This window comes from Zobellia russellii, assembly GCF_044597075.1.
In the GTDB taxonomy this organism is placed as follows: Bacteria; Bacteroidota; Bacteroidia; order Flavobacteriales; family Flavobacteriaceae; genus Zobellia; species Zobellia russellii.
Map to the genome: position 1 here is coordinate 1,168,745 of NZ_CP139000.1, position 17,836 is coordinate 1,186,580.

General features: G+C 37.9%; 13 protein-coding genes. 4 read left to right on the top strand and 9 right to left on the bottom strand.

Annotation, left to right across the window (positions count from 1 at the left end; translation table 11 throughout):
• Nucleotides 1–2: 2 nt before the first annotated feature.
• From SJY45_RS05000 to SJY45_RS05025, 6 genes are all read right to left on the bottom strand, one after another.
• Nucleotides 3–1,796, bottom strand: coding sequence for a helix-turn-helix domain-containing protein (locus SJY45_RS05000; RefSeq protein WP_400073492.1), 1,794 nt, complete (start codon nt 1,794–1,796; stop codon nt 3–5).
• Nucleotides 1,797–2,145: 349 nt separating this feature from the next.
• The gene (locus SJY45_RS05005; RefSeq protein WP_400073493.1) at nt 2,146–4,434 is read right to left on the bottom strand and encodes an alpha-amylase domain-containing protein; all 2,289 of its coding nucleotides are present in this window, start codon (nt 4,432–4,434) and stop codon (nt 2,146–2,148) included.
• Between the two features lie 10 nt (nt 4,435–4,444).
• Nucleotides 4,445–5,758 carry a SusF/SusE family outer membrane protein gene (locus SJY45_RS05010; protein ID WP_400073494.1) on the bottom strand — a complete coding sequence of 438 codons (1,314 nt, stop codon included), beginning with the start codon at nt 5,756–5,758 and terminating at the stop codon, nt 4,445–4,447.
• A gap of 11 nt (nt 5,759–5,769) precedes the next feature.
• Nucleotides 5,770–7,329 (bottom strand): RagB/SusD family nutrient uptake outer membrane protein, encoded by a 1,560-nt coding sequence (locus tag SJY45_RS05015; RefSeq protein WP_400073495.1) that lies wholly within the window; start codon nt 7,327–7,329, stop codon nt 5,770–5,772.
• A 13-nt stretch (nt 7,330–7,342) separates the two neighbouring features.
• Complete coding sequence (locus SJY45_RS05020; protein ID WP_400073496.1) at nt 7,343–10,324, bottom strand: SusC/RagA family TonB-linked outer membrane protein; 2,982 nt, start codon at nt 10,322–10,324, stop codon at nt 7,343–7,345.
• Nucleotides 10,325–11,010: 686 nt separating this feature from the next.
• The gene (locus tag SJY45_RS05025) at nt 11,011–11,379 is read right to left on the bottom strand and encodes a hypothetical protein (RefSeq protein ID WP_400073497.1); all 369 of its coding nucleotides are present in this window, start codon (nt 11,377–11,379) and stop codon (nt 11,011–11,013) included.
• Nucleotides 11,380–11,680: 301 nt separating this feature from the next.
• Here SJY45_RS05025 and SJY45_RS05030 point away from each other — a divergent pair, with 301 nt between their 5' ends.
• Together SJY45_RS05030 and SJY45_RS05035 are read left to right on the top strand one after the other, a co-directional pair.
• Nucleotides 11,681–11,836, top strand: coding sequence for a YqaE/Pmp3 family membrane protein (locus SJY45_RS05030; RefSeq protein WP_215442039.1), 156 nt, complete (start codon nt 11,681–11,683; stop codon nt 11,834–11,836).
• A gap of 186 nt (nt 11,837–12,022) precedes the next feature.
• Nucleotides 12,023–12,472 carry a PA2169 family four-helix-bundle protein gene (locus SJY45_RS05035; RefSeq protein ID WP_215912158.1) on the top strand — a complete coding sequence of 150 codons (450 nt, stop codon included), beginning with the start codon at nt 12,023–12,025 and terminating at the stop codon, nt 12,470–12,472.
• Nucleotides 12,473–12,670: 198 nt separating this feature from the next.
• Here SJY45_RS05035 and SJY45_RS05040 read toward each other — a convergent pair whose 3' ends face one another.
• A complete protein-coding gene (locus tag SJY45_RS05040) occupies nt 12,671–13,561 on the bottom strand; it encodes a mechanosensitive ion channel family protein (RefSeq protein WP_400073498.1) in 891 nt (296 codons plus the stop codon).
• Between the two features lie 44 nt (nt 13,562–13,605).
• Entirely contained in the window at nt 13,606–13,947 is a 342-nt protein-coding gene (locus SJY45_RS05045) for a hypothetical protein (RefSeq protein WP_289064160.1), read from the bottom strand.
• A 248-nt stretch (nt 13,948–14,195) separates the two neighbouring features.
• Here SJY45_RS05045 and SJY45_RS05050 point away from each other — a divergent pair, with 248 nt between their 5' ends.
• Complete coding sequence (locus tag SJY45_RS05050) at nt 14,196–14,558, top strand: S24 family peptidase (RefSeq protein ID WP_289064158.1); 363 nt, start codon at nt 14,196–14,198, stop codon at nt 14,556–14,558.
• Entirely contained in the window at nt 14,555–15,847 is a 1,293-nt protein-coding gene (locus SJY45_RS05055; RefSeq protein ID WP_400073499.1) for a Y-family DNA polymerase, read from the top strand. Before SJY45_RS05050 ends, SJY45_RS05055 begins: the two co-directional genes overlap by 4 nt.
• A 114-nt stretch (nt 15,848–15,961) precedes the next feature.
• Here the strand turns inward: SJY45_RS05055 and SJY45_RS05060 are convergent, their stop codons facing one another.
• Entirely contained in the window at nt 15,962–17,788 is a 1,827-nt protein-coding gene (locus SJY45_RS05060; protein WP_400073500.1) for an FAD/NAD(P)-binding protein, read from the bottom strand.
• Between the last annotated feature and the right edge of the window lie 48 nt (nt 17,789–17,836).

The following is a 17,836-nucleotide window of genomic DNA, read 5'->3' on the forward strand; positions in this document are numbered from 1 at the left end:
GACTAGTCCGCTTTCAGATCATTGAAATATTCTCTAGGCGATTTGTCGGTAACTTTTTTAAATGACCGGTTAAAGGATGATTTGGAATTGAAACCAACGGCCAAGGCAATAGCCAAGAAGGTCTGGTTCTTATATTTTTCGTCTTGGGCGCGCTCTATAAAATCTTGAATTCTGTAATAATTTACAAAATCCCTGAAATTTTTGGAATATCCCGCATTAATAGTTTTGGATAAGGTATGTACATTGGTATCCATTTTTTCGGCCAATTCCGGCAAACTTAATTCTGGATTTAAATATACCTGTTCTTGAATCATTTTTAAATGCAATGCCTGCTTAAGTTCCTTCAACTCGCTTGTATTGATTTGCGTACGATTTTCTTCCGGTGCTGACTCTTCTACTTCTACAACGGCCATTCTAAAAATTTCCGGTTGCTTTATAGCAAAATACCCCAATAAATAAACCACCACCGAAAAAACGGCCCATAATATATCTATCAATAAATTTGCTGTATAGTTTATGGGATAATTACTATAGGTACTATAGATATCAACTAGAACAATTACCGTCCATAATACTAAACACATCCCAAGCACCAACATAATCACATTCAAATATTTTATATTCTGATCCGTAGAATAATTGACTTCAATATTTCTAAAGTACATTTTAATTTTCCCTTTAATCCTAAACCAATACCATATATTAAACACTAATGCCAGCAGTACGATCACTTCGTAAAATGCGTATGGTGGAGATTCTAAAGATTGAAATAAATTTTGCTCAATAAAGGTATGTGTGGGATTAAAAGAAAAAGTGATGTATAAAGCAATCTGTACTAAAAAGGGTATAAAATGGGGCCAATAGGCCAAAAAGGACTTTTTACTATGTTGCAATAACCTTTCAATATATATAAGAAAAATGGGGCCGTATAAGAAAAACACCAAATCAGTCAATAGCGATAGTCTTGGATAATCTGTATAGATTACACGATCATATATTACTACTCTAGAAATTAATGTGAACGATATGATAAAAATGAGAACACTTAATGCCTGATTGGCCCACTTGTTATTGTTCCTACCGGAATTAATAATGAATATTAGAAAAAACCCTTGTAAAGCTGTAAGGATTAAAAGTAAGGTATAAGGGTTAAATATACCATAAGACTGATCTTCCCAATATGTTATTCTGTTTTTTATGGGCTGGTTCAGACTAATTTCTTTACTACTCAATATACGATTGGGTATAGGCCTGCCATAGCTATTACCCTCAACCGTTAACCAATTACCGCGAGTAAACTTATATTCCAACGGCGCTGTATAAACAGGAACCTCTATTTGAAAGTTTCCGTTGGCAAGCTGTTTCATTTTGTAACGTTGATCTCCTGGTACCCAACCATTAAAATTACCACATATATATATTGAGGAATTTGGAGGAGTGTTTCGAGGTATTTCCGTTATAAGAATCGTTACTTTTTGAGGTTTGGTTAGTTCGTTAAAAGTGTCGGACCAACCCGCCACTTGTAAGACTAACGTTTCTTCTGTTGCATTGTTAAAAGAGTGTTTTCTTACCGTTAGCGGTGTTCCATCTTTTTTGATCTCTACAGTAGCCCAACTACCTCTAGTAATTTTATAGGATATCCAAGACCCATTAAAAAACTTATTTCTTAACTCATATGTTCCATCAGTTTTTCTTGTAAACTTGTAATTTACATCTGCAGGGTTCCAATTATTAAATGTTCCCGTTAAATACAGTATGTCTGATGGTTTGGTGTCTTTTGGCACATAATCTATCACAAAATTTGTTTGAGCGACCAAACTGCCTATGTTCAGATAAATTATGGCTATCCAAAAAAATTTGAAATAATTAGCCGTTAAAAAAATTTGTCCGAAAATTTTATTGAAAATCATTTAACCCAAAACTTTTAATAAATGTAAATGAACCGAGATTACCGTTCGTCCATATAAGTAGGTCAAAGCCATTAAGAACCTACTGCTCAAATATAGTATTTGGCTTGAAATAATATAGAAATAACGAATGACAATTGACAACCATAAATTTAATTTTTAAGATGGGGTAAACTAAAAAAATAAAGGTCGCCAAATGACAACCTTTATTAACTAATAAACTAACTAAACTAACTTCCTAATTCATATTAATAGTATACGTATTGGTCATAATATCTAAGTTGATTGTATAACTGCCTGCAGTTGATATCATAATATTATCTCCATCTTGACGTAATGAATTATCAGTTCCGGTATTACCTAAGTTTACATCCCACGTATCGTTAAACCTAAATTTCATTTCACCCGGCAACAAATCAGTAGTTATTGTCCATACATTATTGGTCATATCGTAAACCATATCCGTATCGGGGTCGTCCCATCCGTTAGGGGTTGCAGAACCTATAATTGCCCAAGTACCAAGACTAAAAGTTTTATTGACAACGTCCAAATCTATCTGATAACTACCGGCGGTTACAGGAATATTCCCACCTCCATCTTCTAACGAACCTTCAGCGCCAGCATCTCCAAGATTTACGTCCCAACCATTGTTGGCCCTGAACTTTAATTCTCCATCAGTAAGGTTCGCAGTAATTGTCCAAACATTTCTATCAAAATCATAAGACATGTCAGAATCTGGGTCATCCCAACCATTTGGCGTGGCAGAACCAATTATTGCCCAAGTATTTGCTGAAAACGTATTATTAACTAAGTCTACATTGATTTCATAATCTTGAGGACCTGATAAAACAATATTATTTCCAGGAGAAACAAGTACACCCGAACTACCGTCACCCTCATCACCATATATTCCATTGTCCCAGTTAGCTGCATCCGTAAGTTTAAATTCGTTACTTGCATCTGTAAATCTCACATGCCCCCTAAAGGTACCTGCTAGGTTTGGTAATTCTACCGCATTAAGCATTGGCGCAGAAACTGGATCCCAACCTTGATAACCCCCAGGCACATATAACGCTTCGGGAAAAGCTAATTGTTCAACTTGCGTAGCGGCCCAGATTGCATACCCATTTGCAGGTGCTTTTAATGTTACCGTTCCATTAGCATCTGATTGCTCAAAAATCAGGTATTCTTCTGTGTAATCTTTGATGTTGGCATTGGCCCAATGGGTTTGAACCTCCCTTGTTACCTCTTCCCCACTCAGATTAATGTAGAGTACCAAACCTGACTTCTCTGCATCACCACCCCTAATCGCTACAAATTCCTCATTAGAAACATGGTTTACAGTCCAATCTCCCGCAGCTAGTTCTGAGCGAATCTTAATTAACTGATTGATTTTAGTTTTTTGTTTCTCTCCACTAGCCTCATAATGTGAGTAAAAAACACATGGATATCCGGGAGCACTCATGATGTAAGCATATGCATGCGTTTCAAACTCATCAGGAAACTCATTACTACCGTCCCTGGCTTCTGTATCATGATTACCTACAAAAGTTACTGCCTTGTCCGGTACTGTAGAAATTAAACTTGGTTTAACCAACTCGTTTAAATTACCGTTCAAGAAAGCATTTCGCATATTAAAAAAGTTGGGGAAATCAAAAGCATTGGCGCCGGATGCTTCTATCCAAGGGCGTACAACGCCTTCTACATTTCCATCAAAATTCTCGCCTATACTATACCCACCTACGGTGGCTATCCAGTCTTTAACAACATCAGGAGAAAAGCCCTTTACAAAATCGAATCTCCAGCCATCAATTTTCAACGTGTTCATATAGTAATTAGCAACGGACTCCTCCGAATTCCATAACCAATCTTGCACATACTCATTATTTAAATCCAAATCCGGGAAACCGCCAAAACGACCTTCGTCTTCCAAATTTTCTGCATTAGGCAAATAGTTTAACCAAGTTCTATTGAACAAACCTGATGCAGGCTCAAACAATGTATAAGTTTCAATTTGCCTAAACTCATTGTATTCCAACTGACCGCCCGAGTTATGGTTTAAAACAATATCCGCAATTACGGCAATGTCATTCTCGTGAGCAGTACCGATCATTTTTTCCAACTCTTCACGGTTACCAAAACGAGTCTCAACAGTACCATGTTGCTGAAAATCACCAAAGTCAAAGTAATCTGCGGGGTCGTACCCCATGGAAAAGCCACCACTCTGGCCTTTAGAAATAGGCGGTATCCAGATAGCATCAATACCATTTGCCGCCCAGCCATTCAACTTAGATTCAACATTGTCCCACCATATTCCTCCTTCGGTTACGTCCCAATAGAAGGCCTGCATCATAACGCCATTACCCGGCACTAATGCTTCCGTTCTTCCGACTGCCGAACCAGAAGGTAAATCCTCGGCATCGTTGGCATCTTTTACCTTTAGCTCTGAAAAATCATCATTGGTACAGGCTGCGAACAATATAGTTAGCGCAGCTAGACTTATTTTTATATAGTTTTTGATTTTCATAATTTTTAATTTATTCGATGGTGTAGGTTGGGTTATCGGCATCTGCCAAGAAAAGTTTGATGGTGTAAGTACCTGCACTTACCGGAATATTAGCGCCATCTGATTCTAAGGTACCGTCATTACCATCATCGCCATAATTTAAATCCCATGCATCATTAGTTCTGAACTTAATTTCACCATCTAATACTGTCACGTTTTCTAGAATCCATACCCCTTCATTGGCATAATCTGGTGTGAAACGCATATTGGGGCCATCCCACCCATTTGGTGCGGCATCACCTACCAAGCCCCAAATATCCGTAGGCTCTATGGTATAAAGATTATTAGTAAAGTCTGCAGAAACCAGATAGTTACCAGCCTCTACAAGAATGTTATCGCCATTTTCTTCTAGGGTACCATCAGCTCCGGAATCCCCAAAGTTTACGGCCCAATCATTGTTCTGCCTAAACTTCATTTCACCATCGGTTAGAGTTACTACCGCTCTCCATTGGTCAGTAGTAGAGTCATAAGTTAGTTCTGTATCCGGACCATCCCATCCAGTTGGCGTAGCATCACCCACCAATCCCCATGTAAACGGTTCAATGGCATAGCTAAAATCATTTAAGCTAAACATGACTTTATAAGTACCTGAGGTAACCTGAATATTATCACCATCTAGGTCTAGGGTACCGTCTGCCCCGGTATCTCCATAATTAACCGTCCAATCGTTGTCTCTTCTAATTTTTAGCTCGCCGTCCGTTAAGGTAACATATGCAACAAATTCATTTGCAATAGCCGTTGCATATACCGGCACATCTGGACCATCCCATCCGTTTGGCGTGGCCGAACCTATCAGTCCCCAAGGGGAACTTAGATCAAATGAGGTAGCATAACCTGTAATGGTCAATGCCCGCTCAGCCGAGGAAGCTACCACCTCCTTACCCAATAAAGCTTCTACCCAAATTTTAACTTCATTTTCCAAGCCTGCCAAAGCACCAGCATCCGAAATGGCTTCATTCAGTTCTTCCGCAAAGAAATTTTTGCTGAGTACATTGCCAACATTTATGCGCGCAGGCATTGCTTCCGTGTCCGTATCTACACCTAGAACTACGTTATAGGTAGGTACCGCTCCTGAGAAACCAAAATCAGGTGCCGACCAATTGAGGCTCAGTACAGTTTCACCCGTCATATCTCTCGTTAGATTAAGAGCGTCCGTGGAAGACAAAGTTAATTGGGTGCTAGCAGCATCACTTACTCTAATATTTTCGTCATCATCGCTACAACCTGTCACTAAAAGTGCCATTGCTACGATGGATGTGTATATAAATACCAAATTTCTGTTCATCGTTTTAGTTTTTAGTTAGTATAGCCTGGGTTTTGTTCCAATAGCGGGTTTGCCTGTAAGGCTTCCAATGGAAACGGAAATAGATTGTAATGGTCCGGAATTGATGTTCCGTCTACCACATTACCTTTCCACGGCCAATTGTAAGTTCCTCCCGTAAAGCGATCAAAACGTATTAAATCCTGTCTTCTATGACCCTCATAATACAACTCTCGCGCACGCTCGTCTATCAAAAATTGCTCGGTAAGGTCTGCTTCGGTAATGTTACCGCTAGTATCCCCATATGCTCTTTCTCGCAGGGCATTGATATAATCAACCGCCTGAGCAGCAGAACCGCCGCCTCCCCTAAATTGGGCTTCGGCGTACATTAAATAGGCATCTGCCAAACGGAATAAAGGAATGTCCGTATCGGAAAAATTACTTTGACCCGAACTACCGTCCGAGTATTGATTTTGAAACTTGGTAGTTGGGTAACCACTTTCCCAAGTACGATAATCATCCATCTCATAACTGTGGCCTTCCGTCCAGAAGATAGCCCTGCTATCCCCAGTTGTTTCCAAATCACCGAACAAACCGTAAATAGCTGGAGTACAACGGTGCCCGAACCAACTTTCAGAATTTCCAAATTCTGCAATTGGCATGGTCGTATCGCCTAAACTACCATTAGTAAGATAGGTTGCCGTACCAAAGGATTGTACGGAATTTCTATCTCCAATAATTGGGAAAATAATTTCTGGAGATGTAAAATTATCTCCTTGAAAGATGGATTGGTAATCGTCATCTAACGTAAACGACGACTCTAAAATTACCTTCTCACTATAGATCAAAGCATCTGAATACCTATCTGTGCCTGTGTATATTTGGGCATTCAAATAGATTTTAGACAACAACATGTGTACCGCTGCTTTGTTTGCCCTACCATATTCATTGCTCGCAGGAATGATTTCTTCTACTGCCAATAGTTCACTCTCCACAAACTCGAAAACTTCCGGTCGAGTACTCTTTGCTCTACTCACACCCGTTACACCGTCTGCTTCCGTGACCAATACAACACCTCCAAAAGTATCCATTAGGTAGTAGTAGAACAAGGCACGTAAAAAACGAGCTTCAGCCACATATACATCTGCATTTGGCTCATCGGTTTTCTGCACATCTATAATAAAGTTGTTTATCTGTGCAATGTTGAAATAACTTCTATTATATAGATAGCCAAAGAATTTGTTGGTAGGTACCCAGTTGGTTGCTGTAGTCAATGGGTCTAGCCCGCCATCTCCCCATCGGTTTTTGGCTATATCGGTAGTGAGTTCTTGCATATTCCAGATTGCCCTGAAGAATACGGTTTCCCCTGGGTCATCTCCAGCGATATCCGCTTGTTGGTTACTACTACCCGGTATACCAATACCGTGCAGGGCCAAGCCTCCATATAGTTTGCCCAGAATTCCTAATGTGGCATTGGGGTCCGAATCCAATAGGTTACCCAAACTCTGCTCTACTCTTGGTTCTGTATTTAAATCGTCTGTACAGCCCACTAAAACCGTAGCTGTAAATAGTCCGAATATTATCTTTTTAATCATCTGTAGTTAGTTTTTAGAAGTCAAGATTCAATCCTAATGTGTAGGTACGTGGACGTGCATAGGGCGAAGTCTCAATACCATCAAAATTCTCAGGGTCTAAACCATCATAATCCGTGATAACAAATACGTTGTTGGCCGAACCATAGAACCTTAGGCTCAATTTCTTATCTTCAAATGGTTTAAGGCTATAACCTATGGTTATGTTATCCAATCTTAAAAATGAAGCATCCGATAAGTAAAAGTCCGACAATGCTTGTGTATCCGAAGGGATTTCTGGAAACCCGTTGTATTGCACACCATCAAACAAATCCAAAGTGTTGTTGATAAAGCCAGAATCTGTTTGTGGAATAGCTGCCTGTGCAAATCCTCTATTCAATAGGTTGGCGTTATATACGTTACCCCCAAGTTGTCCTCTTAAATTTGCTGTTAAATCTAAGTTCCTATATTGCACAAAGGTTCCAAAACCATATGTCCATTTGGGTTCAAAAGGAATAAATCTTCTATCGGCATCAGAGATAACTCCATCACCATTCTGATCTACAAAAGCATCCTCAATAACTTTTCCATTAGCATCATAAACCTGCTCATATAACCAAAACGTACGATTACGCTCACCAACCGCAGTTTGCCCAATGTTTATACCGGTACCACGACCAATACCTCCGCCGCTAGAAAACTGGGTAATATTATCTAGATCAGTAATATAGGTTTCATTAAAAGCTGCATTCGCATTGAATTCCAACGAAAAATTATCTGTCTGAATAGGCCTGAACTGTAACGCAGCTTCAAAACCTTTACTCTCAGTTTCCCCCACGTTACTCACAAATCTGTTTCTTAAGGCACCTTCGGACTGTGGCACCTCTGCTAACAAGTCAGTTGTATTCCGGATATAACCATCCACACTACCACTCAAAAAATTAGAGAAGAAATCAAAGTCAATACCAATGTTATAAGTGGAGGTTTTTTCCCAAGTTAAATCTGGGTTAAAGGCGTTAGCCCTATAGGTGGTAACCACCTCATTCCCGAAAATATAACTTACGGTTGGATCGCCATCATCGTACAAAGCGGTATACGGAAAGTAGCCCACCGGACCTGTAATGTCTTGTTGCCCTGTGAGTCCCCAACCAATCCTTAATTTCAATTGGTCTATCCAATTAGCTTCCTCTAAAAAATTCTCTTCATCTAATTTCCAAGCTAAAGCGGCGGCTGGAAAATAGCCCCATCTATCGTCTTCAGAAAATAAAGAAGAAGCATCTGCCCTCACAGAAGCCGTAAACAAGAAATTATTGTAAAGAGTTAAATTTGCCCTGGCAAAGAACGATTGCAAATTCAATTCTGTGTAATATTTAAACGGTTGTTGTGGCTCACGAAAACCATTTTCTGTAGTTGTCGGAAAAGTAGTTCCCTGATTCGTAAAGTTTTGGTAAGCGTAGCCCGCTTGCACATCCAATTTATTCAATGCCCCACTAAAATCCTTGGCATAGGATAAATACACATCCAATAAATGGTCTCTCTTTATTTGTTTTTCGCTGAAACTCTCACTAAAGTTGTTGAAAATTGGTAGACCATTAAATACCGTATATGCCCCAACAGCACTTGGCAAGAAATATTCGTTTATGGTAGATTCCGAGTAATCAATACCCGTATTTACCACGGCCGTTAAATCTTCCAAACCGTGTATCTTATATCTAAACTCAGCGCTACCAATAAAGCGGTCCGCATCTTCATTACGCTCTCTTTGTTTTAACAAGGCCAATGGGTTTGCCGGACCAACAATACCTTGATCATCGGTCAACTGGTAATAACCACCAAAAATTCCTCCCTGCGGGTCATAAATGGGTAATGTAGGGTTGGAAGCCAACGCACTGCCTATGGCTCCCGAATCCGGTTGGTCTTTTTCAGTAGCAATACCCTTTGCGTTAATAGTAACTTTTAAATGTTCATTAAAAAACTCAGGAGCAATATTTAAAGAAGCCGTATACCTGTCCAATTGGGATTCTTTTAAAATACCTGCAATTTCAGAATGTCCAAAAGAAGCTCTTATTGGGATTTTGTTAAATAAATTCCCTCTGGCCGTTAGGTTATTATTAATGGTGTAAGAGGTTCTGTAAATCTCTTCCTGCCAATTGGTATTATAAACAGTACCGTTTAACCCTAAAAATCCTGCACTATCCGGATAAGTTCCCTGAATAAAATCTACGAACCCCGCAGAATCAAAAATATCTATTTGATTGCTCAATGTCCCCACCTGTACATTAGAGGAGAAATTAAATTGAGGTGCTCCCTTAGTACCGGACTTTGTAGTGATTATAATAACCCCATTAGAAGCTCTAGACCCATAAATAGCGGTAGAAGAAGCATCTTTTAATACTGAGAAAGATTCAATATCATTAGGGTTTATCAATGTTAAAGGATTTGCTTGCCCTGCAGGATTCTGATTTGATAATGGTACTCCATCAATCACTATCAATGGACTGTTATTAGCATTCAAGGAAGAACCACCGCGAATTCTTATGTTAATTTCCGCATCTGGATCGCCACCATTATTTACCACACGTACACCAGCAGATTTACCGGTAATCATTTGGTCTGCAGTAGTAATGGCACCCTTGTTCAAGTCATCGGCAGTTAATAATTGTACTGCACCGGTGGCATCTTTTTTGGTGGTGGTACCATAACCAATAATTACGACTTCATCAAGTTGTGATATATCGCTCTCCATGGCCACATTCACCACTTCAGAAGTAACGATTACCTCCTTATTCTTTAGACCTATGTACGAAAACACCAATACATCTCCTTCATTGGCCTGTATGGAAAAGTTTCCGTCAAAATCTGTGGTAACACCATTAGTAGTTCCCTTTAAAACAATTGAAGCGCCAGGCAAGGGTAATCCCAAATCATCTATGACCGTACCGGTCACGTTTAGCTGCGCCAATGCAAAAAATGGTGCACAAAGTAGCACCAAGAAAAACATTGTAATTTTCTTTCGCATAAGTGAGTTAAGTTTAAGTTAGTTGTCAAGAGTTGAGAACTCTTTAATTTGCCTTATAAAACTACTTTTAGATAGTCTCTATTTCGCTTCATTTTATAAAATGACCTAAATTGAGATTTGAAACCTTGTAATCAAAAAGATTTTCTGGACAACTAAATAAACCTTAAACAACTTACATTCAGAATATTGCATCAAGGTTCAAGAATTTTTGATGAAACAAACCCATGTCTTAAAAGGATGTGACAAAAACTGAGAACAGCACTAAAAGAGAAAAATGAATTGAGGATTTACTTAATCTATTATCAATAAATTTTATAATCGATAATAATACCCCATGTAAATAATGAATATTAAAAGGTAATTTCCCTATCCGGTATCTCACCTTTTGTAATTAGAATTTAAAAAAGCCTCTGCTATTGGAAATGTTAAGGCTGTAATATCTGACCTCGAGTAGTTTTAAATTGAGTTTAAATTAGTCTCAACTTTTTTTGAGAAATACCTATGTCTTCAATAATTCAAAAAAATGTTCAAAAGCACAATTTTAAAGAAGGGGATATAAATAAGTCGTACGAAATTGATGTATCAATGGTAATAGATTTTAATCAACTTCATAAAATTATTAGCTCTTAAACGGGAAAGGCAAAAAAATTAGCCGCTCAATTGAGAGCGGCTAAATTCATATGCGGTTATCTAGTACAATTTGCACCCCACACCTCTCCATCTTTGGTATAGGCTATAGTAAGATTGCCTTCGTCTATTTGTATTCCTCCATCACTACTGATCAGGATATTATCGTTCTTATCAATTTTTATGCCTTTTAGAGTTGGAATCCCATCTGAAAAATCAAAATTATATGAATCTCCAACTTTTACCAACGTTACACGCCCATCATCCGTAGAAATGCTTGTGTTTCCAGAAGTCTCGGAATAACTGATTGAACCTTTATAAGTTCCCACAAAGAAATCATCATCGGCAGGGTCATTGTCTTTGCTACAAGAAACAATAAGGGCCGTAACGAAGAATAAAACAGCTATTTTTTTTATGTGCTTTTTCATAATTACATTTTTTAAAATTCATTGACGACCGAAATTAAACGTGATATTAATTATTCCAAACTCTGTTAAGGAATATTTGTGAGAGAAAAAGGTTTAGGGTTAAAAATCTAATCTTATAAGACTAAAACTAGAGAACTCTAAAAATTCTAAAACAAAAAATGGATCAAAATTATTGATTCTGAATTTAGTTGAATGCCACATCAGATTACCTTAATGTCATACAGTTAATCATACCTTGATTACGGTCAACTACTCTGCTAGGTACGAGCTATTTTTGGTGTGAACCAAAATTTAATATATCATGTCTTTAATCACAATTATCTTAAATATAATATTACCACCATTGGCCGTATTTCTCAAACATGGTCTAGGCTCTACTTTTTTGATAAGCCTCTTGCTTACTATGTTGGCTTGGTTACCAGGTGTAATCCATGCCTTTATCGTAAACAATGATTAATGGCGCGCATCCTACAAACCTAATTTAATAACTACCGAACAACAGCTTGGTATATATTAATAGGTTGGATCTCTTACAACTAATAGAATTAATCTTTTAAGGTTATTAAAATTAGTTATTGCAATAATAGATGTTATCTAAAAAATGAAACTTTACCATTATTAACCCAAATAAAATAAGATTATCATGGAAACAAAATATGAAAAGTTAGTTGATCAATTAGAAGAGATACTGGAGAAAAATAGAGATGCCGAAAAAGGCTATAAGAAAGCTGCAGAAAATGCAGATAGCCCAAATCTAAAGGCTTATTTTGACAACAAATCACGCGAGCGTGCTCAATTCAACAATGCTTTAAGAACGGAAATGATAGCCAGTTATGATTCTATTGACGACAATAGTAGTTTTACAGGTAGTATCCATAGAGCTTGGATGGATATCAAAGCCCTCTTTTCAGCAGATAACGATGAGTCTATGTTGGAAGAAGCTATTAGAGGAGACAAAGCGGCCATAGAAGAATATGATGAAGTTCTGGATGATGCAACGCTACCCGCATCAATAGCTGCCCTTATACGTGATCAGAAATTAAAGATTAGAACAGATTTGAATAAGATTAAGTCTCTTGAAGATTTAGCTTAAGATTACTACGTACTAAATGATTGGGAGCTACTATACAGTAGCTCCTTTTTTTTGTCTATATAGATATTAAGTGGTGCTAAACCTTTTTCGTGACAAACTACTCTGCCCTACCCTTAAATTTTTTCGGTAATATGCTGTAACCATTAGACGCAGTACACAAGCTCATGTCAAAATTATATGTAAAAAAGAAGCCCGTCTTTATTCCGATAATGAGCTAACCTTCACAGGAAACTCCGTTTCGCCTCCATATAACTTTATCTCTTGTATATCGGCTGGCATATAGAAACCTGCTAATTCTAATTCTTCCTTTACATTCCGCACCACATTACCCTTAGTAATCAGGGCCATCCTTCTGAAATCTTTAGTATCTACCCAAAAAAACACCTTTAGGTTTACTGTGCTAGTGGCTAGTTCGTCCTCAATCACAAAATTTTCGTGTTCCTTATCCTCTATAACATTGGGCTCCTTTCTTAAAGCTTTTAAAACAGTCTCCTTTGCCCCTTCAATATTATCCTCATAGGCAATACCAATATTGAAGTCCCATCTAAAAAAGCCGTCCTCGGTATAATTCGTGACCGGCTTAGTCAAAACATCACTATTAGGAATGTAAACGTCCTTCCCGTCAAAAGTCTTTAATTTCGTATATCTAAACTCTAAAGCTTTTACCTTTCCAAAGTTATCATCTATTTGCACGGTATCGTCTACATCAAATGGTCTGCTGAAGGCCATTATGATTCCGGCGATAAAATTTTGACCAATATCTTTAAAGGCAAAACCCAGCACCACGGCACTTGCACCCGCCGCCGTTAATATTCCAGTTGCTATTGCACCTAGACCCGAAGCTTCCAATGCAAGCATTATGGCTACAATAACTAAGATGTATTTGATAGCTTGCCCCAGAAATTTACTCATTAAGGGATCATCTGTCCGGATGGCCAATCTTCTTTTTACAAAACCTCCTATCCATGAACCTATTAATAAACCAAGTATTATGATAAGGACACCTACGCCTATCCCGGGTAACCGCTCTATAAAATTATTATAGAACAAGGTTATTGATTCTGATATAGTAGTAGCGCTTTCCTTCATAACACTTGGCTAGATTTAATAATAGTACAAATTCTGATGACCACTTATTTACTAGCGGACCAATTCATAATTTCATGCTGTATGGTTTCCGGGGTTTGCTGTCTTTTTTTCGCTAGACTATTGATTAAGACCCCTATGTTATCCTTTTCATTGTGGTCATCCACGCCATCCAATTCAGGAAAATTGGCCAAATATTCATCCCTTACCGCCAACCATTGTTTTCTTAGATGCTCTTCGTCTACCGATATTGAAACACCACCGTTATCAACAGGTTTTCCAACTTCTTCGGAAGTATTTCCCTGTCTTTCATATTCATTACCAAGCCCTCGGTTTTGTTGAACTTCGTTATTTAATCCTTCTTTACTAGATTTAATTATTGTACTCATATCAAACATTTTAATTATTGAATGTTGAAGTTACCTACCTGAATCCCAATACAGTTGCTCTAACTCATATTTAATTGACCGGATAAAATCTAAAAGAGAGTTCAATTTATAGTGGGCAAATTCCCATAGTAATTACATAAAAATTAGAGCCAAAAACACTTTAATATGGAATATATCCGTAATTTTGGATTAATTCCATATTTTATAATAGTTGTCTTAAATCAATTAGCCTAACAAGTTAAAGTGTAATGGAGCAGAAGATAAATCTGATAAAAAAATCCGAGAGAAATTTTAGGGTCGAAAGACCTGTACAAACTGGTTTTTCCAGCCCGGCAACACATTATAACGAACCTAGAATAGACTTGAACGAGATATTGGTCACGAACCCATCCGCAACGTTTTTTATTAGGGTTGCCGACAACCATTTCCAGGAATTCAATATTGTTGAGAATGATGTGCTTATAGTTGATAAATCCATGACTCCAAAGAGCAATCAGCTCGTGTTGGCTACTATGGATGATACCTTTAATGTAGTGTGCATGGATAAAAATCTTGACTTAGAGCTGAATATATGGGGAGTTATAACTTTTATAATTAAATCCGTTTTATGATTGCGTTGGTAGATTGCAATAGTTTTTATGCATCCTGTGAGCAAGTTTTCCGCCCAGACCTTAAAAATAAACCTGTGGTTGTTCTCAGCAACAATGATGGTTGCATTATCGCCGCAAATAAAGAGGCTAAGGCGTTAACTGAAATTCCTATGTTTCAACCTGTTTTTAAAATAAGAAAGTTGCTGGATCAGCATGACGTCACCTATTTTTCGTCTAACTATACGCTTTATAGTGATATGTCCCGAAGAGTTATGGATACCCTAAAATTGTTTTCGCCACAGGTAGAAGAATATAGTATTGACGAAAGCTTTATAGATTTGACACATTACCAAAAGGAAAACCTTCAAGAATTGGCCCATCATATTAAAAATACAATTGAAAAAAATACGGGAATACCAGTTGGTGTAGGAATTGCAACAACTAAATCCTTATCCAAACTCGCCAACAAATTAGCAAAAAAAATACCTTCAAATAATAATGTTTACATTGTTGATTCCGAAGAAAAAAGAAAATATCTGTTACAAAGTCTTAGGGTAAAGGATATTTGGGGAATAGGTAAAAAACATGCCATACGGCTTGAATCCAAGAATATTAAAACTGCCCTAGATTTTGCAAATATGCAGGTTGCGTGGGTTAGGAAAGAGATGACGGTAATTGGTGAACGCCTTTGGAGAGAATTGAACAATATGCCCTGTTTGCAGTTGACATCATTTCCCAATGAGAAAAAAGGAATTGGTACTGCAAAATCATTCGGTTTTAAACTAACGGATTTAGGATTAATAGAAGAAGCTTGTAGCTCATATGTAGCTGAAGTTGCCGACCTTCTGCGACAGCAGCACAGTGCTGCCTCAAAAATGGAAGTATTCTTACAGACCAATCAACATAGTGCCATAGACAAGCAGTACTATAATAAAATAGTTATTACACTAGACACCCCTACGGATAGTACGGCCAAGCTAACCAATGAAGCCCTTAAAGCCCTACGGAAGATTTATAAACCCGGTTATCGTTACAAGAAAGTAGGTGTCAACCTAACTCAATTGGTGCATAAAAATACTATCCAAACTAATCTGTTCAATAGCCCTCACAAAACTGAAAGTCCTGCAATAACGCATGTAATGGATTATCTTAACAGCAAGTACGGTAAGAATAAAATTAAACTTGCTACGGTGGGCAACCGCGACAAGGAGTGGGCGCTTATAAAAGAACACCGCAGTCCCAGATACACCACTCAATGGAATGAGCTCTTAACCATTGGCAATTGCTCAACGAAACAAATCGTACAATAGCAGAAAACCATAAACCAATTCTGTACACCCAAAATGTTTTGATTAAATTCACTCTTGGCATTAAATCTGGGTAATTAAACAAAGATAAGAAATCCGCAAAGCCCAAAGTTAGTTCTATAGATGCGTATTACTTTCGTAAATTTTAGTTGTTTCCCGTGTTTGGATGGTCCCTGTATTGTCTCCCGAAATTTGTGACAACCAAAAATCGACCAAGATTTCACTTGTAGCGCTACATGCCTGCAGCCCATAGGAATAAGGTCTTACCCCTAATGTGTGCGTAAAGGCAATATTGTTTATGTGATAGTTTGGATTTCCATTACCATCAATAATCCGGTATGCTGTATCTATGTCTATACCCCCGGTATACATGTAAGAGCAGCCATTTTCTGAGAATATTTTTTCCTTAGAAACGTATTCCTCCACTTCTTCTCTGCCCTTTTCAGATGAAAACTTGGCCCTAGCTTCCCGAACACTTTTTCCGGAAACGAGTGACGGAAAGGGATAGTCCGTCAACTCTATAGTACCATCCCCTCCACATTCAATAAACATCTTGTAAGCTATACTTCTAGTTTCTCCTTCCAAGTCTTTTACTTCAACATGAGTTGTCCCAGAGTTGGAATCGGAATTCAGTATTTTCACCTTCCCACTAATTAAATCTATACGACCCGCATCATAGAGTGCCAAAAGAATATTGGCGGATGAAAGGGGCATTGCAGCAATGACGTTCATTAAAAAAGGCTTTACCTTTTTTCTAAAAAAGAAATGATCTTCGGCAGGCAGTAGTTCTGAATGAAAATTGAGTCCATACATTAAATCATCAAGTGTTTCTTTCCAATGTACGGGTTTATTGTTTTCCACAGAATCTTTGGCAGCTACCATTTCCTGTTTCATTCCATTAAAGGAATTGGTGTATTCATGTTTTTTGGACATGACCTCAACAAAGTTAGCAAACCCGAAATCGGGAGAGTCCAATCTATGGGCAACCTCTTCTAAGCGATCTTTAAAAAGTGCTTCTTTTAATGCAGGTTTACAAACCTCATTAAAATAAGTTTCCAATCTTAAGAAACCCAAATCATCAACTAAGGACAAAATCTCTTCCCTGCTGGTATGCCTGTAAATTTCCCGAATGCTTTTACGCTGTTCATATTGCAGGTGGGGCAACCATCCTTCGGCGGAATGCAGTACAATTTTAAAATCGGGAGCGTCCTTATGTGGTTTAAAAATCAGTTGACCAGCTTCTTTAACAAACTCTCCATGACGATGCGCAAGAGAAGTAACCACATCAAAAGCACTCAGCGAAGCTCCTAAAATACCAATCGTAAAATTGTACAGGTGGCCTTGTTGAGGTAAAATCTTATGTATGGGCCATGGACTGGAAAAATAGCCTGCTCCACTCTTTTCCTCATTCTTCCACTCATGGCCTGTAGCTATAACAATCTTGTCCAAGACATGCGTATGGTGGTCTTGATCTACCACTCGAACTTCATCAGATCCAGGTAGAATATCTATAATTTTGTTTTCGGCAAATTCGGTAATGGAAACGCCCTTTGCCTTTAATTTATTTATCAATAGGATGTACTGCGACCGAAAATATTGTCCTAGCGCCAAACGACTATATACTTCAGAATCGTTGATAGGAAACTCTGTAATGTTCAAAGATTGTAAAACCGACTTATCCTGCTTACGTAACCAATCTACCAAAGTATCTATAAGCTCAGGAATTTCTTCGGAAGATATATTGGATAGATTATAAACATCCGTAGTTTCTGGAGTATACGGCATACCCATGCCCATGTTTTTACCACTTTCAAAAATAATAATACTACCTATCTCTTGTTTGAGGATGTTTACACGGTCGTTTATATGTTTCAATAGATATATGGCCATTGGGCCAGAACCAATTATGGCCAATCTTTTTTTAGGTGTTTTTTGCATTTCCATATACATCACATTTTAATCCTGTTATTTTATAACAAACAAGGTGTTAAG